At 49.6% G+C, this 24,062-nt stretch carries 18 protein-coding genes; 10 read left to right on the forward strand and 8 right to left on the reverse strand.

Going from position 1 to position 24,062, the window contains the following annotated elements:
* Nucleotides 1-71 precede the first annotated feature (71 nt).
* The gene (locus C7R73_RS08460; RefSeq protein WP_106450088.1) at nt 72-293 is read right to left on the reverse strand and encodes a heavy-metal-associated domain-containing protein; all 222 of its coding nucleotides are present in this window, start codon (nt 291-293) and stop codon (nt 72-74) included.
* A 343-nt stretch (nt 294-636) separates the two neighbouring features.
* On the opposite strand from C7R73_RS08460, the gene C7R73_RS08465 reads away from it, so the two are divergent.
* Nucleotides 637-1,623 carry a hydroxyacid dehydrogenase gene (locus tag C7R73_RS08465; RefSeq protein WP_106450089.1) on the forward strand — a complete coding sequence of 329 codons (987 nt, stop codon included), beginning with the start codon at nt 637-639 and terminating at the stop codon, nt 1,621-1,623.
* A 74-nt stretch (nt 1,624-1,697) separates the two neighbouring features.
* Here the strand turns inward: C7R73_RS08465 and C7R73_RS08470 are convergent, their stop codons facing one another.
* Nucleotides 1,698-2,036 (reverse strand): YtxH domain-containing protein, encoded by a 339-nt coding sequence (locus C7R73_RS08470; RefSeq protein ID WP_106450090.1) that lies wholly within the window; start codon nt 2,034-2,036, stop codon nt 1,698-1,700.
* Between the two features lie 166 nt (nt 2,037-2,202).
* Entirely contained in the window at nt 2,203-3,075 is an 873-nt protein-coding gene (locus tag C7R73_RS08475) for a MurR/RpiR family transcriptional regulator (protein WP_106450091.1), read from the reverse strand.
* Nucleotides 3,076-3,242: 167 nt separating this feature from the next.
* On the opposite strand from C7R73_RS08475, the gene C7R73_RS08480 reads away from it, so the two are divergent.
* From C7R73_RS08480 to C7R73_RS08495, 4 genes are all read left to right on the forward strand, one after another.
* Nucleotides 3,243-4,649, forward strand: coding sequence for a glycoside hydrolase family 1 protein (locus tag C7R73_RS08480; protein WP_106450092.1), 1,407 nt, complete (start codon nt 3,243-3,245; stop codon nt 4,647-4,649).
* Nucleotides 4,650-4,703: 54 nt separating this feature from the next.
* Entirely contained in the window at nt 4,704-6,041 is a 1,338-nt protein-coding gene (locus tag C7R73_RS08485; protein ID WP_106450093.1) for a PTS sugar transporter subunit IIC, read from the forward strand.
* 36 nt (nt 6,042-6,077) lie between these two features.
* Complete coding sequence (locus C7R73_RS08490; protein ID WP_106450094.1) at nt 6,078-7,547, forward strand: glycoside hydrolase family 1 protein; 1,470 nt, start codon at nt 6,078-6,080, stop codon at nt 7,545-7,547.
* A 466-nt stretch (nt 7,548-8,013) separates the two neighbouring features.
* Nucleotides 8,014-9,444 carry a 6-phospho-beta-glucosidase gene (locus C7R73_RS08495; RefSeq protein WP_106450095.1) on the forward strand — a complete coding sequence of 477 codons (1,431 nt, stop codon included), beginning with the start codon at nt 8,014-8,016 and terminating at the stop codon, nt 9,442-9,444.
* 247 nt (nt 9,445-9,691) lie between these two features.
* Here the strand turns inward: C7R73_RS08495 and C7R73_RS08500 are convergent, their stop codons facing one another.
* Complete coding sequence (locus tag C7R73_RS08500; RefSeq protein ID WP_239992605.1) at nt 9,692-10,375, reverse strand: response regulator; 684 nt, start codon at nt 10,373-10,375, stop codon at nt 9,692-9,694.
* Nucleotides 10,372-11,931: a Spo0B domain-containing protein gene (locus tag C7R73_RS08505; RefSeq protein WP_239992606.1), complete on the reverse strand. Its 1,560-nt coding sequence runs from the start codon at nt 11,929-11,931 to the stop codon at nt 10,372-10,374. The genes C7R73_RS08500 and C7R73_RS08505 overlap by 4 nt, the downstream gene beginning before the upstream one ends.
* A 233-nt stretch (nt 11,932-12,164) precedes the next feature.
* Between C7R73_RS08505 and C7R73_RS08510 the strand changes: the two genes are divergently transcribed.
* Both C7R73_RS08510 and C7R73_RS08515 read left to right on the forward strand, forming a co-directional pair.
* Nucleotides 12,165-13,463 carry a 2-hydroxycarboxylate transporter family protein gene (locus C7R73_RS08510; protein WP_239992608.1) on the forward strand — a complete coding sequence of 433 codons (1,299 nt, stop codon included), beginning with the start codon at nt 12,165-12,167 and terminating at the stop codon, nt 13,461-13,463.
* 44 nt (nt 13,464-13,507) lie between these two features.
* Nucleotides 13,508-14,680, forward strand: coding sequence for an NAD(P)-dependent malic enzyme (locus C7R73_RS08515; protein WP_106450097.1), 1,173 nt, complete (start codon nt 13,508-13,510; stop codon nt 14,678-14,680).
* Between the two features lie 342 nt (nt 14,681-15,022).
* Here the strand turns inward: C7R73_RS08515 and C7R73_RS08520 are convergent, their stop codons facing one another.
* The gene (locus C7R73_RS08520) at nt 15,023-16,180 is read right to left on the reverse strand and encodes an ROK family transcriptional regulator (protein WP_106450178.1); all 1,158 of its coding nucleotides are present in this window, start codon (nt 16,178-16,180) and stop codon (nt 15,023-15,025) included.
* Nucleotides 16,181-16,325: 145 nt separating this feature from the next.
* Between C7R73_RS08520 and xylA the strand changes: the two genes are divergently transcribed.
* The 3 genes from xylA (at nt 16,326) to chvE (ending at nt 20,472) form a co-directional block, all read left to right on the forward strand.
* A complete protein-coding gene (gene xylA / locus C7R73_RS08525) occupies nt 16,326-17,633 on the forward strand; it encodes a xylose isomerase (protein WP_106450098.1) in 1,308 nt (435 codons plus the stop codon).
* A gap of 52 nt (nt 17,634-17,685) precedes the next feature.
* Complete coding sequence (xylB, locus tag C7R73_RS08530) at nt 17,686-19,179, forward strand: xylulokinase (protein WP_106450099.1); 1,494 nt, start codon at nt 17,686-17,688, stop codon at nt 19,177-19,179.
* Nucleotides 19,180-19,383: 204 nt separating this feature from the next.
* Complete coding sequence (gene chvE, locus C7R73_RS08535) at nt 19,384-20,472, forward strand: multiple monosaccharide ABC transporter substrate-binding protein (protein WP_106450100.1); 1,089 nt, start codon at nt 19,384-19,386, stop codon at nt 20,470-20,472.
* 270 nt (nt 20,473-20,742) lie between these two features.
* Here chvE and C7R73_RS08540 read toward each other — a convergent pair whose 3' ends face one another.
* Nucleotides 20,743-22,386 carry a glycoside hydrolase family 13 protein gene (locus tag C7R73_RS08540; RefSeq protein WP_106450101.1) on the reverse strand — a complete coding sequence of 548 codons (1,644 nt, stop codon included), beginning with the start codon at nt 22,384-22,386 and terminating at the stop codon, nt 20,743-20,745.
* Nucleotides 22,383-24,008 (reverse strand): glycoside hydrolase family 13 protein, encoded by a 1,626-nt coding sequence (locus tag C7R73_RS08545; RefSeq protein WP_106450102.1) that lies wholly within the window; start codon nt 24,006-24,008, stop codon nt 22,383-22,385. The genes C7R73_RS08540 and C7R73_RS08545 overlap by 4 nt, the downstream gene beginning before the upstream one ends.
* Nucleotides 24,009-24,062: the final 54 nt, after the last annotated feature.

A 24,062-nucleotide genomic window follows, 5' to 3' on the forward strand; every position in this document is an offset into this window, starting at 1 on the left:
TATATAAGACTTGAAGTAATTCATTGTCCTATATAGAGGGAGCATATCAAATTGAGGTGACCCCTAAAAAGCTAGGATTCTTTGACCGATTGGACTTCGTACCCCAACTTTTGGATTGTTTCGCTGATGTCGTTCCCTGAAGTTTTATTGCCATCGAATTCGGCTTTGACTTTGCTGGAGTTGAACAACACTTTGACGGTTTCGACCCCATCGATTTTGCTGACGGCTGATTCGATTTTCTTGATGCAGGATGGGCAAGTGACGGGTCCTAATTGGATAACGGCTTGGCTCATGGTTTATTCCTCCTATTTGTCTGGTATGACTATAGTATAAGCGGAAAATCCTAGAAAGGACTTGACCGGCATCAAGTATTCGAAATCATTTTTGAGGATTGAGATTCCAGCTGTGCAGCTGCACTGTTCCTTTGTTTTGCGGAACAACAAACAGCCTTTGTAAGCGGTACATTCTTATTTTCCGGGACATATCTTTGCCTGTCTGATTGGCCTATACTAATGACATCAATCAGCAACCGGTAACTGCGGCACATCCGCATTCCGGAGCGTTTGGAACGACTCGGCAGCCAACAGCTATGCGTGTTCTTTGCTGGTCCATCAAAATGAGAAAGAAGGAATCATCATGGCCTACAAAGTTGTCATCCCAGAAAATATCAGTGCATTAGGAAAGGACTTTCTGCAAGACAAAGGGTACGAGATCGTCGTCGGAAACGGGAACATCAGCGTCGAGTACCTGAAGGAATTGGTTGCCGATGCTGATGCCATTCTGGTCAGGCCAAATGCACCATACCCTGAAGAAGTTCTGTCAGCCGCCAAAAAGTTAAAAGTCATCGGTGTCCATGGCGTAGATTACGGCAATGTCGACACAAGTTATTGCGTCAAACGGAGAATCCCGATCACAACAACGCCTGCAGCGACTTGCAATGCGGTAGCAGAACGGACGTTGGGGTTCATTATGAGCCTCGCGCATCAGATTCCGTTCATGGACCAACAAGTGCGCCATGACAATTGGGGCGCGCGCTACGAGCACAAGGGTACGGAGCTGAAAGGCAAGACACTCGGATTGATCGGCCTTGGACGCATCGGTTCGCTGGTTGCCCGCAAAGCGACAAACGGATTCGACATGAAGGTGATTGCTTATGATGAATTTCTTGTGAAAAATGAATACGCAGGCTTTGTGACTTGCGCTAGTTCGATCGAGGAAGTTTTGGCAAAATCCGATTTCGTTTCCTTGCATGTCCCTGTCACAGCGGAAACAACAGGAATGATCAATCAGGAAACCCTACGCTTGATGAAACCGAACGCCTACTTAATCAATTGCGCCCGCGGAGAACTCGTCAACGAGGAGGCGCTCCATGAAGCCTTGAAGAGCGGCGTCATCAACGGTGCTGCCCTGGATGTCTTTCAAGAGGAGCCGATTGCGCAGGATCATCCTTTCTTCGAATTGGACAACCTGATCATGACACCGCATAACGCCATCATCACGCATGAAGCGATGGATCTGATGGGCTACCACGCTGCTGTCGGAATCGATGATGTGCTGAACGGCAGACAATCGCAATGGCAGGAGCGCTTGGTGCAAGCGGCTGTGGCAGAACAGGTTCAATAGAGCGGAAATAAGCTGGAAAATAGAGTGGAAAAGCCATCCGGACTGGATGGCTTTTCCACTCTATTTGTTTATACTCACAATGTCTTCATTGCTTCCTCGATCGGATCAAGTTCATCCACTTCGGTCACGTGGGCTTCCGTTTCGGCATCGAATTTTTCCTCAACTTCAGCAGCCTTCGAGGCGAATTGTTGCTTCACCGTGTCTGTCGTTTCTTGGGCCATTTCTTTGGCTTGATCGACGGCTTCTTTTGCAGTTTCCTTGGCTTTATCGGTGTAGTCCATCACCTTGTCCAACGTCTCATCGGCTTTGTCGGCCAAATCTTTGCGAATTTCTTTTCCTGGCTTAGGTGACAATAGTAGGGCGATTCCTCCGCCAATCACAAGCCCTCTGACGAAACTAGAAAATTTTCCCATTCTTGGTTCCTCCTTTTTCATGCGGCAACGCGAACGCTGCCGTCGGACATCAAGACAAACGAGTGTTGACCAAAAACCTATCTGAATGTGTGCAGTACCAACATTTCCTTCTGCCATCAGTATATAACACACCAAAAATTAAGCAAAACAATAACCACCAACTGCACTAAATATCGCTCATCTTCTTGTTGATCTGAACCATGCTCAAGCGGCCGGTGTGCTCCAGCATGTATTCGTAATTGGCCAAGTAATCCTTTTCGAAGATGCCGCTGTAGAAAAGATCAAGGATATAGCTGAAACCGGCGGATGAAGCGAATTGGCCGATTTTTGAATAATATTTTTCCCAAGGCGGGATGAAGAAATTGTAGTCGCAGGCTTCGCTGAGGCTGTTCTGTCCGAATGACGTGATCGAGATCGTCTTCGTTCCGCCGTAGCGGCACAATTTGGCATCGCCGATCGTTTCATGGGTTTCGCCGGTATAGGACAGCAGAATCGCCACGTTTTCCTCGGAGGAACGGCTGGCGTAATAGTCCTGTTCGCCCGGTCCGCTGGCGACAATCACGCGTTTGCCGATGCGCATGCAATGGTACTGGAACTCCTTGGCATGGGCAATCGTCGAATGGGAACAGTAGACGTTGATTGTTTCGGCCGACTCCAAGAGCGCGATGGCCTCCTGCAAACATGCGTAATCCAAAAAGCTTTTTGTCTCTTCGATGGCGGCTTCCTTCAAGGCTGCGATATTGGTTGCGATCTTCTGCACTTTGTCGCCTCTTTGGATCGGAAAGTTGGCATCCAATTTTTCGGACGAGGGAAAGTCCGACTTTTGTTCCGTCAAGTACTTCAGTTTGAAATCGTTGAAGCCTTTGTAACCGAGCTTTTGGCAGACTCGGACGACGGTGGCGTTCGACGTGAAGGTGTGCTTCGCCACTTGTAAAGTCGTCATATCGACGACACTGTCAAAATGATTGATGAAATATTCCACTACTGCCTTTTCCGTTCCGGAAAAAGATTCCGAAGCAAGCTTCGTCTGCAAATCCATTCTGCTCTTCACCTCATTCGATATGCTGTAATCCGTAATGCCGTTACAAGCAAACGGCAGGATAAAAACAAATTATGTAACCGCTTTCCGAATGCTTCCGGAAGTATATACGCGGGTTCTCTTAATCGTTATGATAGCATTAATAACGGCTTTAGAGGAGGAAAAAAATGAGTAGATTTCCAAAAGGATTTTTGTGGGGCGGGGCGATCGCCGCGAATCAGGCGGAAGGCGCTTATCTGGAGGATGGCAAGGGCTTGGCCATCTCCGATGTGTTGACGAGCGGGGTGCTGTCGCAACCTGATGAAACAATCGATCCGGATAAATTCTATCCGAGCCATGAAGCGATCGACTTTTACCACCGCTATCAGGAAGACCTGCAGTATATGGAGGAAATGGGCTTCAAGGCTTTCCGGACATCGATTTCCTGGGCGCGCATCTTCCCGACAGGCGAAGAAGCTGAGCCGAACGAAAAAGGGCTGCAGTTCTATGATGACTTGTTTGCGGAAATGCTGAAGCGCGGCATGGAGCCGGTGGTGACTTTGTCGCATTACGAAACGCCTTACGCCTTGGTGCAGAAATACAACGGCTGGGAAAGCCGCGAGCTGATCGGGCTGTTCGAGAAATATTGCAGCACCGTATTCGAACGCTACAAGGACAAAGTCAGCTATTGGATGACCTTCAACGAAATCAACAACATGCACACGATCCCTTTTGCGGCAGGCGCCGTGATTTTGGATGAGACGGATGAGAACGAGAAGCTGCGCGTCATCTATCAGGCTTCGCACAACATGTTCGTCGCCAGCGCCCGGGTCAACAAGCTTTGCCACGAAATCATGCCGGAAGCGCAGATCGGCTGCATGCTTTCCTTGAGCGCGGTCTACCCGAACACCTGCAAACCGGAGGACATCTTCGGGGCGATGTCGTTGCGAAGACGTTCCTTGTTCTTCAGCGATGTGATGCTGCGAGGGAAATACCCGTCCTATGCCAACCGCATTTTTGAGGAGTACGGCATCCAGCTCGAGATGGACGAAAACGATCTGGCGGAAATCGCTGCTTATCCGAGCGATTACCTTGGCTTCAGCTATTACCGCAGCACGACCTACAAGGACGGCATGAAGATCCTGGGCAACACGGGCGGCATCATCGGCGAGAAGAATCCATACCTGGATGAAACGCCTTGGGGCTGGCAGATCGATCCGCTGGGACTGCGTTACGTCTGCAATGAGCTCTACGACCGCTATCAAAAACCATTATTCATCGTGGAAAACGGCATGGGCAGCAACGACGAGGTGACGGAGGACAACAAAATCCATGACGACTACCGTATCGATTACACCAAGAAACATCTGGTCGAAATGGCCGAGGCATTGAAGGACGGCGTTCCGATTATGGGCTACACCTACTGGGGACCGATCGATATCGTCAGCGCCGGTACCGGCGAGATGAAGAAACGTTATGGCTTCGTCTACGTCGACAAGGACAATGCAGGCAATGGCTCGCTGAAGCGCCTCAAGAAGGACAGCTTCTATTGGTACCAGGAAGTCATCGCAACAAACGGAGAAAGCCTGTTCTAATAGGACAGGTTGATCATAGCAAGACAGTTCGAAACAGTTGAAGGAGGAATTTTAATGAGTTTCATGGACAAACTTAGCTCAGGGATCGATGTCGTCGCCGAAAAGGTCGAGGGGAACAAATATCTCCGCGCCATCAAGGATGCGTTCACCGCCTACATGCCTTTCATCATCATCGGCTCGTTCGCATTGCTTTTCAATGTGCTGCTGACCAGCCCGACTACCGGACTTGCCCAGTTCGCGCCGTTCAGTTTCTTGACCGCGTTGGCACCGGCATTCAGCACGATCAATTTCGCAACGATGGACATCATGTCCCTGCTCATTCCTTTATTTTTGGCGTCAAATCTTGCAAAAAGCAATAATACGAATCCATTGATCACAAGCGCGGTCGCATTGATCGCTTACGTCATTGTGGTTCCGCAATTCTTCACTACGACAGTCGATGGCGTGCAGCAGGTCGTCAAAGGTTTGCCTGCAACCAGCACAAACGCTTCCGGCTTGTTCATCGGCATGATCTTGACAATCCTTGTCGTCGAACTGTTCACGAAATTATCCAATGTGGAGGCGTTGCGCATCAAAATGCCGCCGAGCGTTCCGGGCGGAATCGTCGCATCCTTCAACGTGCTGCTGCCGATTTTTGTGACCCTGATCATTGTGGCACTTACAGCCCAGTTGTTCCTGAACTCCACAGGCATGTACATGAACGAATTCATCTACAAAATCGTGCAGGCGCCACTGGAAAGATTGGTCCAAAGCCCTGGCGGCATCATGCTACTGGTTATCGTCAGCCAAATCTTCTGGCTGGTGGGTATCCACGGCGGCTTGATCATTTCGCCGATCCGCAATCCGTTATTGATCGCTGCTTTGGCGAACAATATCGCAGCCGTACAAGCTGGAGAAACAGCTACGAATCCTGTAACCATGGGATTCTGGATGTCCTTCATCGTTCCTGGCGGTGCCGGATTGACGTTATCGCTGCTGATTGCCATCCTGATTGCTTCCAAGCGCGATGACCATAAGGCCGTCGCCAAAGTATCCTTCATGCCCGGTTTGTTCGGGATCAGCGAGCCTGTCGTTTTCGGCCTGCCTTTAGTATTGAATCCAGTGTTTGCGATTCCGTTCGTCTTCGCCTCCAGCATCGGCACGGCAATCGCGCTGTTCTTCAACCAGATCGGCTTCCTGCAGCCGAACACTGTAGACGTGCCGTTCGGGCTTCCGCTTGGCGTAGGCGCGTTCCTTGGCTACGGCATCAACGGCGTCATCGTGCAGCTGCTGATCATGGCCTTGGGTGTCGTGATGTATATGCCGTTCGTCCTGGCAGCAAATAAAGCGACGGTTGCAGCAGAGGAAACGGAAACCGAAACTGAAAGCCAAATTGCCACAGAAAAATTCTAAGCAAAGCATAACCAAAACAGAAAAGGGGACATATAAATGAAAAGTTACTATCCGAAAGATTTTCTCTGGGGCGGCGCCATCGCCGCCAACCAGGCGGAAGGTGCCTGGAACGTGGACGGGAAAGGCATGTCGGTAGCCGATGTCGCCCGTTTCAAACCGAGCATCTCGGTCGAGGACTACAAATCGCAATGGCATGTTTCGTTGGAGGACATCGCCATCGCGAAGGAGACCGACGATGTCGTTTATTATCCGAAAAGAAGAGGCATCGACTTCTTCCACCGCTACAAGGAAGATATTGCTTTGTTTGGTGAAATGGGCTTCAAAGTGCTGCGCGTTTCGATTGCCTGGACGCGGATCTTCCCGAACGGAAACGAAGCAGAGCCGAACCAAAAAGGCTTGGACTACTACCGCGAGCTGCTGGAGACGCTGCGTGCGCACGACATCGAACCGTTGGTGACGCTGTCGCATTATGAAATGCCGCTTTATCTGGTGGATAACTACGATGGTTGGGTTTCACGTGAAGTCGTCGGCTTCTTCACCAAATTCAGCGAAACTGTCTTCCGTGAGTACAAGGACTTGGTGACATACTGGCTCACTTTCAATGAAATCGATAGCGTCTTCCGCCATCCGTTCACGACAGTCGGCGTGCTCGAAGAGAAATACGCTGACAAAAAAGCCGCAGAGGAAGCCATCTACCAAGCGCTCCATCACCAATTCGTGGCCAGTGCGGAAGCGACCAAACTGTTGCGCGAAATCATCCCGGGTGCGCAGATGGGCGCGATGTTGACGAAGACGATGACCTATGCCGAAGCTTGCGATCCGGATGAGGTGCTGATGGCGCAAAAAGCCAACCGCGACAATCATTTCTACGCGGATGTGCAGATTTTCGGGGAATATCCGAAGCATGTATTGAACTATTTCGAAGAGAACGGTTTCAAGATCGATAGGGCAGAGGAAGATCTGAAGTTATTGAAAGAATACACGGTCGACTTCCTTTCCTTCAGCTACTACATGTCGATGGTCGTATCGAAAAATGCGTCCCAACGCGAAAAAGTCGGCGGAAACCTGATGACTGGCGTGAAGAATCCATACCTGGATACCTCTGAATGGGGCTGGCAAGTCGATCCGGTCGGGCTGCGCATTTCCCTGATCGATCTCTATGATAAGTACCGCATCCCGCTGTTCATCGTCGAGAACGGCATCGGCTCGACCGATGTGCTGACCGAGGACGGCACGGTTATTGACGATTACCGGATTGCTTATTTCCGCGACCATTTCGAACAAATGAACTTGGCCCTCAAGGATGGGGTCGAATTGATGGGGTACACTTCGTGGGGCTGCATCGACATCGTCAGCGCTTCGACTTCCCAGATGACGAAACGCTACGGCTTCATCTATGTGGATGCCGATGATCTCGGCAACGGCACTTACGACCGCTTCAAAAAGAAATCCTTCCATTGGTACAAGGATGTCATCGAAACGAACGGTGCCAGCCTGTACGAATGATTAAGGATTGTAAGGGTTTTTGATAGGAAAGGTAAGGCGCTCTTCATCGGGGCGTCTTTTTGTTTGGCGATGTGGCTGCGCTTCGAACATGTGAGAAAATCATTTTTCTCCGATTGCTCAACTCCGATGAGCGGATGCTGGCCGGAGTTGGATGTCTTGCGGGGGTCTGCCCTCCGGCGAAGCCGCTGTGGTCGGAGGTGATGATCTTTTTAGAGCCCTATCTCCGGCAGAGAGGGGTTCCCCGGAGAAAAACAAGCTCGCCTATATTTTGTCTGAGAGTCCACAATAATTCGACTTCTTGTCTAACAATATTTACATTGTCCATCCAAAAGTGTTAGTATTATTAATGTAACCGATACCGGGAAGATTCAAATGATTGGTAGCGGTTGCTGAAAGCTTTTGCATAAGCGAAAGCAATGAAACTGTATGTAACATTTTAGTATAAAAAGATCTAGGAGGATGGACAATGGCTTTAAGAGAAGACTTTTTATGGGGCGGCGCTACTGCTGCCAATCAGTGTGAAGGTGGATACAACGAAGGTGGACGCGGTTTGGCGAACGTTGACGTTGTTCCCGTCGGCAAGGACAGAGGGGCCGTCATCACAGGCAAAATGAAAATGTTCGATTTTGACGATGAGCATTTCTATCCTGCATTGGAAGCTATCGACATGTATCACCGCTATAAAGAAGACATCGCATTATTTGGCGAAATGGGCTTCAAAACATACCGTTTATCAATCGCGTGGACACGCATCTTCCCTAAAGGCGACGAGCAAGAGCCGAATGAAGAAGGTCTGAAATTCTACGAAGACTTATTCAAAGAGTGCCATAAATACGGAATCGAGCCATTAGTGACAATCACGCATTTCGATTGCCCAATGCACTTGATCACAGAGTACGGCGGCTGGCGCAACCGTAAAATGGTCGGATTCTATGAGAATCTGTGCCATGCGATTTTCAACCGCTACAAAGGTCTTGTTAAATATTGGTTGACTTTCAATGAAATCAACATGATTTTGCATGCACCATTCATGGGTGCCGGTCTGTACTTCGAAGAAGGCGAAAACGAAGAACAAGTCAAATTCCAATCTGCGCATCATGAGTTGATGGCTAGCGCAATCGCTACCCGCATCGCGCATGAAGTGGATCCTGAAAACCAAGTGGGTTGTATGTTGGCTGCCGGGAACTACTATCCATATACTTGCGATCCTAAAGACGTATTCAAAGCGCAAGAAGAAGACCGTGAAAACTACTTCTTCATCGACGTGCAATCACGCGGCGAATACCCTGCTTACGCACTGAAAAAATTGGAGCGCGAAGGCATCAAAATCGAGATGGAGGAAGGCGACAAAGAAATCCTGAAAGCAAACACAGTCGATTTCATTTCCTTCTCCTACTATTCTTCACGCGTAGCTTCCGCTGATCCTGAAGTGAACGCAAAAACAGCAGGCAACATTTTTGAATCCGTGAAAAATCCTTATTTAGATGCGAGCGAATGGGGCTGGCAGATCGATCCATTGGGACTGCGCATCACGATGAATGCGATGTACGATCGCTACCAAAAACCATTGTTCATCGTTGAAAATGGCTTGGGAGCTGTCGATGTGCCGGACGAAAACGGCTATGTCGAAGACGATTACCGCATCGCCTACATGGCTGCGCATATCGAAGCTATGAAAGATGCCGTGAACTTGGACGGTGTTGATCTGTTGGGTTACACTAGCTGGGGCTGTATCGACCTTGTCAGCGCGGGAACAGGCGAAATGAAGAAACGTTACGGTTTCATCTACGTCGACCGCGACAACGAAGGTAACGGCACGCTGAAACGTACGAAGAAAAAATCTTTCGACTGGTACAAACAAGTCATCGCCAGCAACGGAGAAGATTTGTCCGTCTAAGGACCAATTGTTTCGCTTGCTGACGCAAGCGGATAATGCATAAGACAATAAAAAGAGCAGCAGCGAGGCATTTTTTGCCTCTCTGCTGCTCTTTTTTGTGGTGTGATCGCCGCTGGGGTTGTCAACTCCCGCGAGGGCCTGTTCATCGGAGATGATGAATAAAACCTGATCGCTATCTTCGGCGAGAATCCGCTCATCGGAGTTGGCGACTGAAACCGACCAGTCAGCTCCGATGAAGCCGTTCCGTTTATTTTTTCCGGTAAAATGCGGTCGGTCTTCCGACCGTCCCGTATTCCAGCCGCATTTCGATGACCTGTTTGTCCTCCAGATAGCGCAGATACTTCCGGACCGACACATGCGACAGGTTCGCCAGACTGGTGATGTCATTCACGGTGAAATCACCTTTCTGTTGGTCGATGCAGGACATGATCATGGTCAACGTCGATGGGGTCAGGCCTTTGTCGATGGCGTCATCATCCTTTTCTTCCGGTTGATTATCCAGCGATCGGAACTGATCCAGCTGTTTTTGCGTAATTGGCTTCCGGGAATTGAGCAGTTCCTGGCGCTGCACGAAAGCCTCGATACTCTTCTCGAAGCGTTTGAACTGAAAAGGCTTGAGGATGTAGTCGACAATGCCGCACTGCAGGCCGATCCGGATGGCTTCCTGTTCGCCGGCTGCCGTGATCATGATCAGATCGGCCGGGTAATCCCTTTTCCGCAGCGCCCGGATCAGATCTAAGCCGCTTTTCCCCTGGATGTTGACGTCGACCAACAGCAGGTCGTAAGTGTGCTTACTGGTCAGCCGGATGGCCTCCTCAAAGCTGCCGCAAGTCCCCGATACGACGAAGCCGGGTATTTTCTCCAGATAACGACGATTGATGGACAATACCATCGGGTCGTCCTCCACAATCAATACATGATAGACCATCATTTACCATCCTTTCGGTACGCCGTCTTCAAAGAAATCTTAATACGGCGCTCATTACTTTCGATTTCCAGTTGTCCGTCCACTCTTTTCAGCAGTTGGGCAATGACCGGCGCGTGCAGTTCTTCGGTAAGCCGCTCCTTCATGGCGGGCTCCAGCTGCAATTCGTAAACGGTCTCCAACTGGTCGTTCCAGAAGCCGAAATGGATCTGCAGGTCATCCGCCAACCTGTTTTCCAAAATAAATTGGTCCAGGAACCGGATGATGTTGATCCAGCACTGGACAGCCGTATGATCGGTGGTCGGCGGCACATCCGGGTAGACTTCGATCATGAACGGATAGTTCTGCTCCGTGAACTTGCTGCGCTCGCCGATCAGAAAGCCTGCGATGACCGGGTTTTTGACCAGGAAGATCATGCGGTGCGAAAATTCCTGCTCCGGTTCGAGGATTTTGCCGAGGTAGTCGTTCAATTCCTCGTATTCCTCCAGATCCGCCAAGCCGTAGATGACATGCAGCTTGTTCAGGAAGTCATGCGACTGCGTCTGCAAGGTGGTGGTGTAAGTGGCTGCGTTGAACAACTGATCCGTCAGCAGATAGAGCTCCGTGGCGTCGCGCATCAGGATGATCTGGCCGATGACCTTCTTGGCGACAGTGATCGGAGCGGTCGAAAGCAAGTAGTCCACGCCGTCCTGATGATAGATCTGGTCGGTCGTTTTGTTTTTTCCACTTAACAGCCTTAGGTCCTGTGCAACAGGCAAGAGCGATTGGATGGGCAGGCCGATGATGGCCTCATCCAACTCGTCCCGTTGGAACAGTTTTTTCGCCTCCAGATTGGAAAGGACGACCCGGTTGTCCTTGTCGGTGACGATGATGGCGTCCTTCGTGTTCTCCAGCATCGCATTGCGTTCCTCCAATAATCGGGCTATTTCGATGGGCTCCAGATTGTACATTTGGTTTTTGAGCTGGAAAGCCGTGAAGATCGCGGCGGCCGCGCCGAACAGCAGGCTGACCGCGAAGCTGACGGAGAAGGGCTGCATCGTTTTCTTGGCGATCGAAGCGAGCGTTGTCGTTTTGATGCCGATCGCGACGACGCCGATTTCCACGTTTTCCGCATTGAAGACAGGGACGAAGGCGCGCAATGATTGGCCAAGCGTGCCTTGCGCTATTGAAGTCGTCTCCTGTCCCGAAAGCGCCGCTTCTTCATCGCCGCCCTGGAAAGGGGCGTTGATTTTTTCCGGATCGGGATGGGTCAGGCGGATGCGGTCCATCGTCATGACCACGACGAAGTCCAACTGGTAGGTTTCGGTTATTTGATTAGCGTAGGCCTGCACTTCCGGATTGGTGGCTCCGTCGCTAAGCGTCTGGATCACCAGAGGTTGCGCGGCCACGATTTCGGCGATGGAAAGGAGCTGTTCCTCTTCCTGCGTCTGCGTCGCTTCATAGATGCGGTTCGTCAGCGAGAGGTAAAGGACGCTGACAGTCAGAGCCACCGTGACCAATACCATCAAGGTGAGCTTCACCCATAAGCGCTGGTTTTTCCATTTTTGCTTCAGTTTGATCATTCGTCCATGTTCCCTTCCTATTACACAGCCATTATACCAAACGAAAAGTAGGCGTTCTCAATTTAATTAATTGAATAACACTTAAATTAATTAAATAATCTATTTTAAATCTGTAAGCGGTAGCATAATGAAACCATGTTAAAGAAAGCGCTTCAAGATTGCGGTTAATCAAAAGGAGGAGAAGGAAAGTGAGAGACACGACAAAAGAATTGGAGCTTGAACAGCTCCCGGGCATTTCAGAGTTGACGGTTTTCGACAGATTCAAGAATGCGAAGGTAGGCGCGATTCCGTTGCCGACTTATCTCGTGATGTCAGCCATTATAATAGCTTCTGCGTATCTGGGCGAATTGCCCGTCAACATGTTGGGCGGTTTCGCAGTCATCTTGAGTTTGGGTTGGCTTTTAGGAGGAATCGGCGCAAGCATTCCGGGATTGAAAAATTTCGGGGGATCGGCCATCCTTTCGTTGATGGTACCATCAATCATGGTATTCATGAATATATTCAATCAAAATACGCTGGATGCAGCGAACATGCTGATGAGGGAAGCGAACTTCCTGTATTTCTACATCGCTTGTCTTGTCTGCGGAAGTATTCTGGGGATGCACCGCAAGATTCTGGTGCAAGGCTTGATCCGGATGATCATCCCGATGGCAGTGGCGATGATTTCTGCCTTGATTGTCGGAACTTCAGTCGGAACTTTGTTGGGATTGGGATTTGAGCATACGCTCTTCTACATCGTGACACCGATCATCGCCGGCGGAATCGGCGAAGGCATATTGCCACTATCGTTAGGTTACAGCGCCATCACCGGCATCCCTAGTGGAGAATTGGTAGGACAATTGATTCCAGCGACCATCATCGGTAACTTCTTCGCGATCATCTGCTCCGGTATTTTGAACCGTTTGGGCGAAAAATATCCTGAGAAAAGCGGCAAAGGCCAATTGATCAAATTCGGCGGCGACGCTGATATGGCTGATGCCATGCAGGAAGACAAGAGCCCGCTGGACATCAAATTGATGGGCGCTGGCGTGTTGACGGCCTGCACACTCTTCATCGCAGGCGGACTTTTGGAAAGACTTACGGGTTTCCCGGGACCGGTCCTGATGATCCTGATCGCTGCAAGCATCAAATACTTGAGCCTGTTGCCTAAAGATGTTGAAAAAGGTTCGAAACAGTTGTACAAATTCGTTTCCGGCAACTTCACTTTCCCGTTGATGGTCGGCTTGGGCTTGCTGTACATCCCGCTTAAAGACGTCGTTGGCATGCTTTCTTGGCAGTATTTCGTGGTCGTGATCTCAGTCGTGTTGACTGTAGTGCTGACCGGTTTCTTCGTAGGTGGGAAAATGAATATGAACCCGATCGAAGCAGCAATCGTAACGGCTTGCCAAAGCGGCATGGGCGGAACCGGGGATGTCGCCATCCTATCTGCTTCCAACCGTATGAATCTGATGCCGTTTGCCCAAGTAGCTACACGTTTGGGTGGAGCCATCACCGTCATTTCCATGACATCCTTATTGCGTTTCCTATTCTAACAACATAAAAAAACTAAAACGAGAAGAAAGAGAGAGTGTTCATTATGACAAATGTAAATGAAAAAGCATTGGCTATCAGCAAAAAATTCGGCGGTAAATTGGAGGTCATCTCAAAAGTGCCGATCGAAACAATGGAAGATCTGAGCATCGCCTATACACCGGGTGTCGCAGCTGTCTGCATGGAAATCGCGAACAACAAAGAATCCGTCTATACTTATACCACTAAAAAGAACCTCGTTGCCGTCGTAACGGATGGATCGGCTGTCCTGGGCTTGGGCAATATCGGACCGGAAGCAGCCATTCCGGTTATGGAAGGCAAAGCGGCCTTGTTCAAACGCTTCGGGAATGTGGATGCTGTGCCGATTTCCTTGAATACGCAGGATGTTGAAGAAATCATCTCGCACGTTGCTGCCATCGCACCTTCTTTCGGCGGGATCAACCTGGAAGACATCAGCGCGCCTCGCTGCTTCGAAATCGAACGCCGCTTGAAAGAGATGTTGGACATTCCGGTCTTCCATGATGACCAACACGGGACCGCGATCATTGTGCTGGCTGCCCTTTATAATTCCTTGCGCCTGACAGGCAAAAAAATCGATGAGATTCAAGTGGTCGTCAATGGCGGCGGTGCTGCAGGGATCGCCATCAGCCAAATGTTCCTTTCCGCAGGCATCAAGAATCTGATGGTCGTGGATCGCACCGGCATCATTTCCGAAACCGATCCTGAATTGGCCGAACGCCATGTGGAAATCTCAAAAGTGACGAACCGCAGCTTCCGGACCGGCACTTTGGAGGATGCAGTTGTCGGGATGGATGTATTCGTCGGCGTATCCGCGCCAGGCGTCCTGAAGAAGGAATGGATCGCAACCATGAACGAAAAACCGGTCATCTTCGCGATGGCGAACCCGACACCGGAAATCTTCCCGGATGAAGCAAAAGCAGGCGGAGCCTATATCGTCGGCACTGGCCGCAGCGACTTCCCGAACCAAATCAACAATGTGCTCGCATTCCCGGGAATCTTCCGCGGCGCACTGGATGCCCGTGCTAAAGACATCACGATCGAAATGCAGCTTGCCGCAGCGCGCGGCATCGCTAGCATCGTCAGCGATGAGGAACTGAACGTCGACTACATCATGCCGGATGTCTTCACTCCGGGAGTGGCGGACATCGTAGCCGCCAGCGTTAGGAACGCAGTCAAAAAAGAGGAAGTACTTGTTTAGAAGATACATTTAGAGCAGAGAAGGTGCCGATCAGCGTCGGCGCCTTCTTTTTTCGCGGTTTTCGGTAATTTTAGGGTTGGTTCGGAGGATTGTCGGCTGAACAGAGGACAAAGAATGTAGAACAACCGAGACAATTCGGGGGCGTCGACTGAACGGAGGACGGAGAATGCAGAACAGCCGAGACGATTCGATGGCGTCGGCTAAACAGAAAAATATGATAGCAAAACAGCCGACGAACGCCAGCCTGGGAGCGGAATTGAAGCGGTTGGGATATTAGAACGAGACAACAACTCAAAATACAAATCAAAACCACCCGTAGCAACATAACGGGTGGTTTTGATTTTAGTTGTCTGTTCTCATTTTCAGGTTCTGGATGTTCAGGAAGTTCTGCGTGGACCTGGCCACACCCCCGAACAAGGTCGCTTTTCGCTTGAGCGAGCTGCTGACGACACTGGTGTCACATGAAAATTTACCTTTGAGATCACCCTTAAGAATACTGATCAATTCAGGGATTTGCGAATAAATGGAACTGTTGATAACCACGAGATCTGGTTCGTAGATCACCGCCAGATTATTAACGGCGATGCTCAAATAATGCGCATTGGTCCGAAGTGTTTCTTGGACAATGGGATCGCCTTTTTTGTAGCGTTCGATCACTACCGACGAATTGACGTCCGGCAACACAAGCATCTGTTCCAATTCGCTGTAGATGGCCTGGTGGGATGCGTATTGTTCGAGGCAACCTTCATTGCCGCATGGACACTTCCGGCCATCAGGGTAGAGGATACTGTGGCCAATTTCACCGGCTATACCTTTTTTCCCGGTCCTCAGCTTCCCATTTTCGACAATTCCGGCTCCGATGCCCGTATGGATGCTCAGGCTGACGACGCTGTCCGAAATGGATCCAAAAGTATATTCACCGAGCGCCGCCAGATTCGCTTCATTTTCCAAATACACATAAAAGGGATAAATTTCTTCTAATTGAGACTTCAGATCGCTCTGCAAAGTATAGTTGGGCGTAAAGATGATCTCTTCCTGATTGACGAGTCCGTGGATCGCAACGCAGACTCCCGTGATGCCGTGCGGCGTTTCCACAGCATGTTGGGTCAATTTTTCAACCATTTCCGTGATATAGTCGAGGACATTTTCGGAAGAAACTTTGATGCCTCTGATTTCGGATTCATAAAGCACCTTTCCATCGATATAAGCGATGAGCCCCTCTATGTAATTGGGTGCGACATCCAAGGAAAGGGTAAGCGCAGCTTTTCCATTGAAAGTGAGCATGATGGGCTTCCTGCCGCCGATTCGGGCTGCGTCGCCGACCCGGTCCTCATGGATCAATCCGTCGTCCAACAGTTTCTTGGTGATCGCGGACACGGAAGCTTTGTTCAGTCCGATATGGACGGATAATTCAGCACGGGAAATTTCTTTTTGGCCAATGATTGCATTCAAAATGGTGGCCTCGTTGTTTTCTCGGATCGTATATTTGCTATGAATCAATAAAACCACTCCTTCTTCCTTCGTTATCTATCATATATCTTCTGAAAGCGCTTGACAACAAAAAAATAATCGTTTATATTATGTTCATGAGTTAGTTGAGCGAACTAACCCAAAGACAAGATAACATTTTTGAGGAGGAAAAGAAATGAGTTATTTTTCAACAGTAAATAAAATTAAATATGAAGGCGCTTCCGCGGAAAATCCGTTTGCGTTCCGCCATTACAATCCGTCAGAAGTCGTGATGGGCAAAACGATGAAGGAGCATTTACGCTTTGGTGTCGCTTACTGGCACACAATGACGCAGGACGGTTCTGATCCTTTCGGAAGCCCTACGAATATCCGCACATGGGAAGGGTCCACTCCGATGGAAACTGCAAAAAACCGTGTGGAAGCTTTCTTTGAAATTTTGGAAAAATTGGATGTTGAATTCTTCTGCTTCCACGATGTCGATATCGCACCAGAAGGAAATTCACTGGAAGAATTTTTCAATAATATCGATGAGATCACGGATCTGATCAAAGCGAAAATGGATCAAACCGGCATCAAACTGTTGTGGAATACAGCCAACATGTTCTCCCATCCGCGCTATGTGAACGGGGCAGCTTCCTCCAACAGTGCTGAAGTTTTTGCCTATGCAGCGGCACAAGTGAAAAAAGGTTTGGACATCAGCAAGAAATTGGACGGCGCAAACTATGTTTTCTGGGGCGGCCGTGAAGGCTATGAGTCCTTATTGAATACGGACATGAAATTCGAACAGGACAACATTGCTCGTTTGTTCAAAATGGCAGTTGCTTACGGCGAGAAAATCGGCCACAAACCACAGTTCCTGATTGAACCAAAACCGATGGAGCCATCCAAACACCAATACGACTTCGATGCTGCAACAACAATGGCCTTTATCCAAAAATATGGTTTGGAAGGCGACTTCAAACTGAACTTGGAAGCAAACCATGCGACATTGGCTGGACATACGTTTGAGCATGAGATGAATGTGGCCCGTTGCTACGATGCGCTAGGATCGATCGATGCCAACCAAGGCGACATGTTGTTGGGCTGGGATACAGACGAATTCCCGACGAACATCTACGATACGACATTGGCTATGTATGAAATCCTTGAGAACGGTGGGATTGCGCCAGGCGGAATCAACTTCGATTCCAAAGTACGCCGCTCCTCATTCGAGATGGAAGATCTGTTATTGGCACATATCGCCGGGATGGACACTTTTGCCCGCGGATTGAAAGCTGCTGCCAAGTTGAAAGAGGAACGTTTCTTCGATGATCTGAAAGACAAACGCTATGCTAGCTACAACGATGGTGTCGGTGCAAGGATCTTGTCGGATCAAGAAACGTTGGAATCATTGACAGAGTATTCCATGCAAAACGGAGACATCAAACTGGAGTCGAGCCATCTTGAATTCGTCAAATCCCGCTTGAACGATTACCTAGTATAATCCATTCCAAAGTCGTTCGGCTGATGGATGCAACAGAAGAGGAGCAGAAATTATGGCGTATGTGTTAGGAATTGACTTGGGAACAAGTTCATTGAAGGGTCTGCTGCTGGATGAGCAAGGCAAATCAGTGGCTTCCGCCCAAAAAGAGTATCCGCTGATCCATCCGAAATCCGGCTACAGCGAGCAGGATCCGGGACAATGGATCCTGGCCTGCGAATATGTACTGGACAGGCTGAAGGAGGAGGTTGCGGACTTCACCGAAAAATTGGAGGGGATCAGCTTCTCCGGCCAGATGCACAGTTTGGTTGTGTTGGATGAAGAGAATAATGTCCTCCGCAATGCGATTCTGTGGAATGACGTCAGGACAACCAAACAGTGCAAGGCGATCACGGATGCCTTCGGAGAAGAACTGCTTGCGATCACAAAAAACATCGCGTTGGAAGGATTCACTTTGCCGAAAATTCTGTGGATCCAGGAAAACGAGCCGGAAATCTGGGACAAGGTGCGGCATATGTTGCTTCCAAAGGATTATCTGGGATATTGGATGACCGGCACTATGCATATGGATTACTCGGATGCAGCCGGCACGCTGCTTCTGGATGTGGAAAAGAAAGAATGGTCCAAAGCTGTTCTCGAAAAATTCCGCATCCCGGAAACCCATTTGCCTGAATTGATCGAATCATCGGGCACGACCGGAAACCTGCGGCCGGAACTGGCGAACCGATTCGGATTTGAAAAGGAAGTAAAAATATTTGCGGGTGGGGCGGATAACGCCTGCGCTGCGATTGGCGCCGGTATCGTGAACGCTGAGATAGGTATGGCCAGCATCGGAACATCCGGTGTGTTCCTCGCATTCGAGGATTCGGCTGATCAGGATTATCAAGGCAAATTGCACCTGTTCAACCACACGATAGAGGATGGCTACTATTCGATGGGAGTCACCTTGGCAGCTGGCCACAGCCTCAACTGGTTCAAGGAGACGTTCGCACCGAACAGTACGTTCGAGGAACTGCTGGAAGGGATGGATGCGATCAAACCGGGTGCGGATGGTTTGTTGTTCACCCCTTATATCGTCGGGGAACGGACACCGCATGTCGATAGCCGGATCCGCGGCAGTTTTATCGGGATGGACACGAATCATACGATCAAACATTTTGCGCGAGCGGTCCTGGAAGGTATCACCTTCTCCTTGAAGGATTCGCAAGTATTGATGGAGAAAGTGGCAGGCAAATCCTTCAAACGGATCGTTTCCGTTGGTGGGGGCGCCAAAAATCCGGATTGGCTGCAGATCCAAGCAGATGTTTTCGATGCCGAAATCACTTGTCTGGAAACTGAACAGGGACCTGGGTTAGGTGCTGCAATGCTGGCTGCGGTCGGACTCGGCTGGTTCCCGACAGTGACTGCGTGCGCGGACATATTTGTTGCCTACAAAGATGTCGTACGGCCTATTCCGGAAAACGTTGCAGCCTACCAAAAAATATATGCACTGTATACGCAAGTTTACGGAGCTACAAAAGAATTGTGTCATGTGTTGGCGAAAGAATAACAGTCTATTTGTGCAGAAATTTGAGCGTGCAACCTTAAGGTATTGGGTTTGAATCATGGGAACGAATCATGGCTGGATGGTATGAAACTATCCAGCCATGATTCGCGAAATGATGCCAAGGAACGGACAATCCATTTAATGTAAGCGTTATTTTTTATTGGCGTGGTACAGATGTAAAATTAATCAGCAGTGGAGGAATTTGGAATGAAATTCAGTTTGAAAAAAGGTATCCTTGCAACAGCAACTTTGTTATCTGCAGTGGTCTTGGGAGCTTGCGGAAGTGGTAACGCTTCTACCGGAGAAAGTGGTTATGTCGGGATTGCGATGCCAACGAAATCGATGGAACGATGGATTTCGGACGGCAACAACATGGTGACGGAATTGGAGAAGCTGGGCTATAAAACGGACTTGCAATACGGAGAAGACAAAGTCGAAAATCAGATAGCGCAAATCGAGAACATGATCACAAAAGGCGTGGATCTTTTGGTGATAGCCCCCATCGATGGCTCTGCTTTAACAAACGTTTTGGAAAAAGCTGCGAACGAGGATATTGAAGTCATCGCCTACGACCGTCTGTTGATGAATTCCGAGCACGTGGATTATTATGCTACATTCGACAACTTCGGCGTTGGGGTCCTGCAGGCTTCCTATATCGAAGATGCATTGAACTTGAGCGAAGGTGAAGGCCCTTATAATATTGAATTATTCAGTGGATCTCCAGATGACAATAATGCTTTGATCAATTACGATGGTGTGATGTCCGTGTTCCAACAATACCTTGATAGCGGCCAACTGGTTGTTCGTTCCGGTCAAACAAAATTCAGCCAAATTGCTACACTGCGTTGGGACGGATCGACTGCACAAGGACGGATGGATAATCTGTTGAGCGCAAACTATTCAGATGAAACATTGGATGCCGTCTTGTCTCCCAATGATACGATCAGTTTAGGGGTGATCTCTTCCTTGAAAGGGGTAGGCTACGGATCGGCAGACAAACCGATGCCGGTCATCACCGGGCAAGATGCAGACCAAGCTGGTGTGAAATCAATCATTGCAGGCGAACAAACGCAGACAGTATTCAAAGATACGCGTATCTTGGCAAAAAATACAATCGAAATGATCGAAGCTATTTTCAAGGGTGAAGAAGTGCCGGTTAATGATACCGAAACCTACGATAACAGTGTTAAAGTAGTGCCTACCTATTTGGCAAACCCAATCTCTGTCGATAAAGAGAACTATAAAGCTGAACTGATCGATACGGAATATTACACAGAAGAAGATTTAGCACAGTAAGCAGAATGCACGAAGAAGGGGTTGTCTCATTCGGGACAGCCCCTTCTTCGTGCATTCATTTTAGCGTTTTGTAAAACTTTATTTGGTGTGATGGATGCGAGAAAAATACCGCGAACGTTCTCCTCCAGTGAACGGAGGCTACGCCGGAGGACGCCCCACATTTGAATTCTGTGTTCCGACGAGGACAGGCTCGCAGGAGAAGAGCCCGCAAGATACCGCTGTACCCCGGTGTGGGAAGCCTCACCGGAGGAGGGCATCCGATCCGGTCGCTCAACTCCGGTCAGCGGCCACCTCAGCCACTTCCTCAAACACCCAAGCATCATAGGGCTGCAGCTGCACCCGCTTTTCGATAACCTGCTGCTCGGAATTCGTCAGCAGCAAGTGCCAGTTTTTGTTGGATACCCGTGTCGGTAGATCGATTTGGCAAGGTTTCCGGCTCAGATTCGTGAGAACGAGGACCTGTTTTGTATCCGATTTCCGCAAATAAGCGAATACTTGCGGATGATTTTTCAGAATCAGTTCGAAGGTACTATCGGAAAATACGGGCTGATTTTTTCTTAACCGGATCAATTGTTTGTAGTGACTCAAAACGGATTGTTCATCTTTTTCCTGCTCGGCGATATTCAAATGTTCAGCGTTACTGTTCACTGCCATCCATGGCAACAACTCAGAAAAGCCACCGAACATGCCGCCTTCCCATTGCAGCGGCGTGCGCGAGTGATCCCGCGTCCAATGGGTGACGTTCCGCAATGCATCTTCCGGGGAAGAGCCGCTATCCAAGAGAATGCGGTAGAGATTGTGCGAATCCTGGGCGTCGACTTGCTCCATCGACTCGAAAGCGAAATTGGTCATACCGATTTCCTGGCCTTGGTAAATGAAGGGTGTCCCTTTCAGCAGCATGTACATCGTGGCGATCGCTTTGGCAGATTTGGGCGATTCATCACCCAGAATCGAAGCGATCCTCGGATTATCATGATTCTCCACGTATAAGGCGTTCCATCCATTCGACCCCAAGTCCTTTTGCCAACGGGAAAGCACCTTTTTGAATCCCAACAGATTGAGCCGTTCTGCACCCGGCTGACCTTCGCGCACGTTATGCTCCAACTCGAAGATCATGTTCAAATAGCCGTCTTCTTTGGTCCAATTCACCGCTTTTTTGCTGGAAACACCGCTTGCTTCTCCGACCGTCATGATGGGGTACGCATCAAAAATTTCCTTCAGTTCTTGCATATAGACTTCGATTCCCGAGACATTCATGAAGGGTGCCCAAGGATTATCGGTGATTTTGAAATCCCACGGTTCTTTCTGGATATGACTGATCGCATCCAAACGGAAGCCGTCTATCCCCAAGTCCAGCCACCAGCGGATCATCCCGTAGATTTCCTCCCGCACTTTCGGGTTTTTCCAATTCAGATCGGGCTGTTCGGGTGCGAAGACATGGAAGTAGGCCTGGCCCGAACCTTCGTAAGTCCAGGTCGATCCGCCGAAGAAACTTTTCCAAGCGTTCGGCATCTTGTTTTCCGTGGCATCCGCCCACAAATAATAATCGCGGTACGGGTTACTTTTGCCTTTTTTCGCTTCCAAGAACCAAGGATGCTGATCGCTTGTATGGTTCACGACCAGATCCATGATGATTTTGATGCCTGCAGTGTGGGCCGTGTCCAACAGTTCCTCGAAGTCGGCCATCGTCCCGAAATCGGGATGGATGTCCTGGTAATCGGAAATGTCATAGCCGTTATCGACATTCGGCGAAGCATAGACTGGGTTCAACCAAATGAAATCCACGCCCAATGACTTCAGATAAGGCAACTTTTCGATGATCCCCTGAAGGTCGCCGATGCCGTCGTGGTTGGCATCCCGAAAACTCCGCGGGTAAATCTGATAGCCTACCGCATTTTTCCACCATCCACTCATGCTTTCACCTTCACAACAAAGGCTTGCCAAGGTTTCAGCTGCAGGTCCTTCAAACTCGTAATCTCATCCCCGTCATTCTGGATGATGACTTCGACTATCTCATCATCGACTGAGAACGGCTGCGTCTCATCGGAAAAATTGGTCATGACCAGCCAACGCTCGCCTTCATATTCCCGGTAATAGCTGATGACTTCGTCGACGGTATCCGCCAGCTCGAAATCGCCCCAAACGATGATCGGATGCTCTTTGCGCAAACGAATTAGCTTTTGGTACGTATAAAAAATCGAATCCGGGTCCGCCAATACAGCCTCGGCATTGATGACCGGATAATTTTCATTCACGCCGATCCAAGGGGTGCCTGTCGTGAATCCTCCGTTCGAGGAAGCGTCCCATTGCATCGGGCGGCGGGCATTGTCGCGGCCTTTGGTGTTGATTGATGCCAGGATATCCGCCTCGGAATAGCCTTTCGCCAAGCGCTCGTGGTACATATTGATCGTTTCGATGTCCCCTGCTTCCGCAATGGATGTGATCGGTGTATTGGTCATGCCGATTTCTTCGCCTTGATAGATGTAAGGGGTGCCCTTCATCATGTGCAACAGGATCGCCAGCATTTTGGCGCTTTGCGAGCGGTAAGCCTGGTCGTTCCCCCAACGCGAGAGCATCCGCGGCAAATCGTGATTGTTCCAGAACAAAGAGTTCCAGCCGTCCTGCCCGAGTTCCGTCTGCCATTTCGCGAGGATCCGCTTCAGTTCGGCCACCCGCATCGGTTGCAGATCCCACTTTTCGCCGTCCGGTTTTTGGTCCAAGCCGATGTGTTCGAATTGGAAAACCATGGACAGTTCCTTGCGTTCGGGAGCGGAATACAATTTGGCGATTTCCGGGGTCGCTCCCCAGGTTTCGCCGACGGTCAAAAGATCGTGATTGCCGAAAGTCGCATGATGCATTTCCTGCAGGAATTCATGCAGCTGCGGGCCGTTGCCGGTGATCCCCTTTTCGGGTATTTTGCCGATCAGGTCGATGACATCCATTCGGAAACCGCCGATGCCTTTAGCGATCCAGCTGTTCATCATCGCGTAGATTTCCTGGCGCATCTTTTGATTCTGCCAGTTCAGATCCGGCTGTTTTTTGCTGAAAAGATGCAAATAATACTGTCCGCTCGTGGCATCCCATTCCCATGCCGGACCGGAGAAGGCTGAGCCCAATCCATTCGGCACGCCGCCGTCCGCGGCGGGATCAGCCCAAACATAATAGTCGCGGTAAGGATTGTCTTTGCCTTTTTTGGCTTCAACGTACCAGGCGTGCTCATCCGAAGTATGGTTGACCACCAGATCCATCACCACTTTGATGTTGCGCTTGTCGGCTTCCGCGATGAAATGCTCCATCTCTGCCATCGTGCCGAATTCATCGAGAATGGCTTCGTAATCGGAAATGTCATACCCGTTGTCGTCGTTCGGCGACTGGTAGACAGGCGAAAGCCAAATCGTCCCGATCCCCAATTTTTCCAGGTAGTCCAACTTTTCGGTCATGCCAGTGATATCGCCGATACCGTCGCCGTTGCTGTCTTTGAAGCTCCGCGGATAGATCTGATAAACGACAACCTCTTGCCACCAATGTTTTTCCATGCTGCAACCTCATTCCTTAGTCATTTGATAAAATCTATTGCCTAACTGCACGCC

Source organism: Trichococcus alkaliphilus (assembly GCF_003008695.1).
In the GTDB taxonomy this organism is placed as follows: Bacteria; Bacillota; Bacilli; order Lactobacillales; family Aerococcaceae; genus Trichococcus; species Trichococcus alkaliphilus.

Bases quoted from the DNA above. Each gene is read 5' to 3' on its own strand.
- C7R73_RS08460 (WP_106450088.1), bottom strand. From the start codon at position 293: ATGAGCCAAGCCGTTATCCAATTAGGACCCGTCACTTGCCCATCCTGC.
- C7R73_RS08465 (WP_106450089.1), top strand. From the start codon at position 637: ATGGCCTACAAAGTTGTCATCCCAGAAAATATCAGTGCATTAGGAAAG.
- C7R73_RS08470 (WP_106450090.1), bottom strand. From the start codon at position 2,036: ATGGGAAAATTTTCTAGTTTCGTCAGAGGGCTTGTGATTGGCGGAGGA.
- C7R73_RS08475 (WP_106450091.1), bottom strand. From the start codon at position 3,075: ATGGATTTGCAGACGAAGCTTGCTTCGGAATCTTTTTCCGGAACGGAA.
- C7R73_RS08480 (WP_106450092.1), top strand. From the start codon at position 3,243: ATGAGTAGATTTCCAAAAGGATTTTTGTGGGGCGGGGCGATCGCCGCG.
- C7R73_RS08485 (WP_106450093.1), top strand. From the start codon at position 4,704: ATGAGTTTCATGGACAAACTTAGCTCAGGGATCGATGTCGTCGCCGAA.
- C7R73_RS08490 (WP_106450094.1), top strand. From the start codon at position 6,078: ATGAAAAGTTACTATCCGAAAGATTTTCTCTGGGGCGGCGCCATCGCC.
- C7R73_RS08495 (WP_106450095.1), top strand. From the start codon at position 8,014: ATGGCTTTAAGAGAAGACTTTTTATGGGGCGGCGCTACTGCTGCCAAT.
- C7R73_RS08500 (WP_239992605.1), bottom strand. From the start codon at position 10,375: ATGATGGTCTATCATGTATTGATTGTGGAGGACGACCCGATGGTATTG.
- C7R73_RS08505 (WP_239992606.1), bottom strand. From the start codon at position 11,931: ATGATCAAACTGAAGCAAAAATGGAAAAACCAGCGCTTATGGGTGAAG.
- C7R73_RS08515 (WP_106450097.1), top strand. From the start codon at position 13,508: ATGACAAATGTAAATGAAAAAGCATTGGCTATCAGCAAAAAATTCGGC.
- xylA (WP_106450098.1), top strand. From the start codon at position 16,326: ATGAGTTATTTTTCAACAGTAAATAAAATTAAATATGAAGGCGCTTCC.
- xylB (WP_106450099.1), top strand. From the start codon at position 17,686: ATGGCGTATGTGTTAGGAATTGACTTGGGAACAAGTTCATTGAAGGGT.
- chvE (WP_106450100.1), top strand. From the start codon at position 19,384: ATGAAATTCAGTTTGAAAAAAGGTATCCTTGCAACAGCAACTTTGTTA.
- C7R73_RS08540 (WP_106450101.1), bottom strand. From the start codon at position 22,386: ATGAGTGGATGGTGGAAAAATGCGGTAGGCTATCAGATTTACCCGCGG.
- C7R73_RS08545 (WP_106450102.1), bottom strand. From the start codon at position 24,008: ATGGAAAAACATTGGTGGCAAGAGGTTGTCGTTTATCAGATCTATCCG.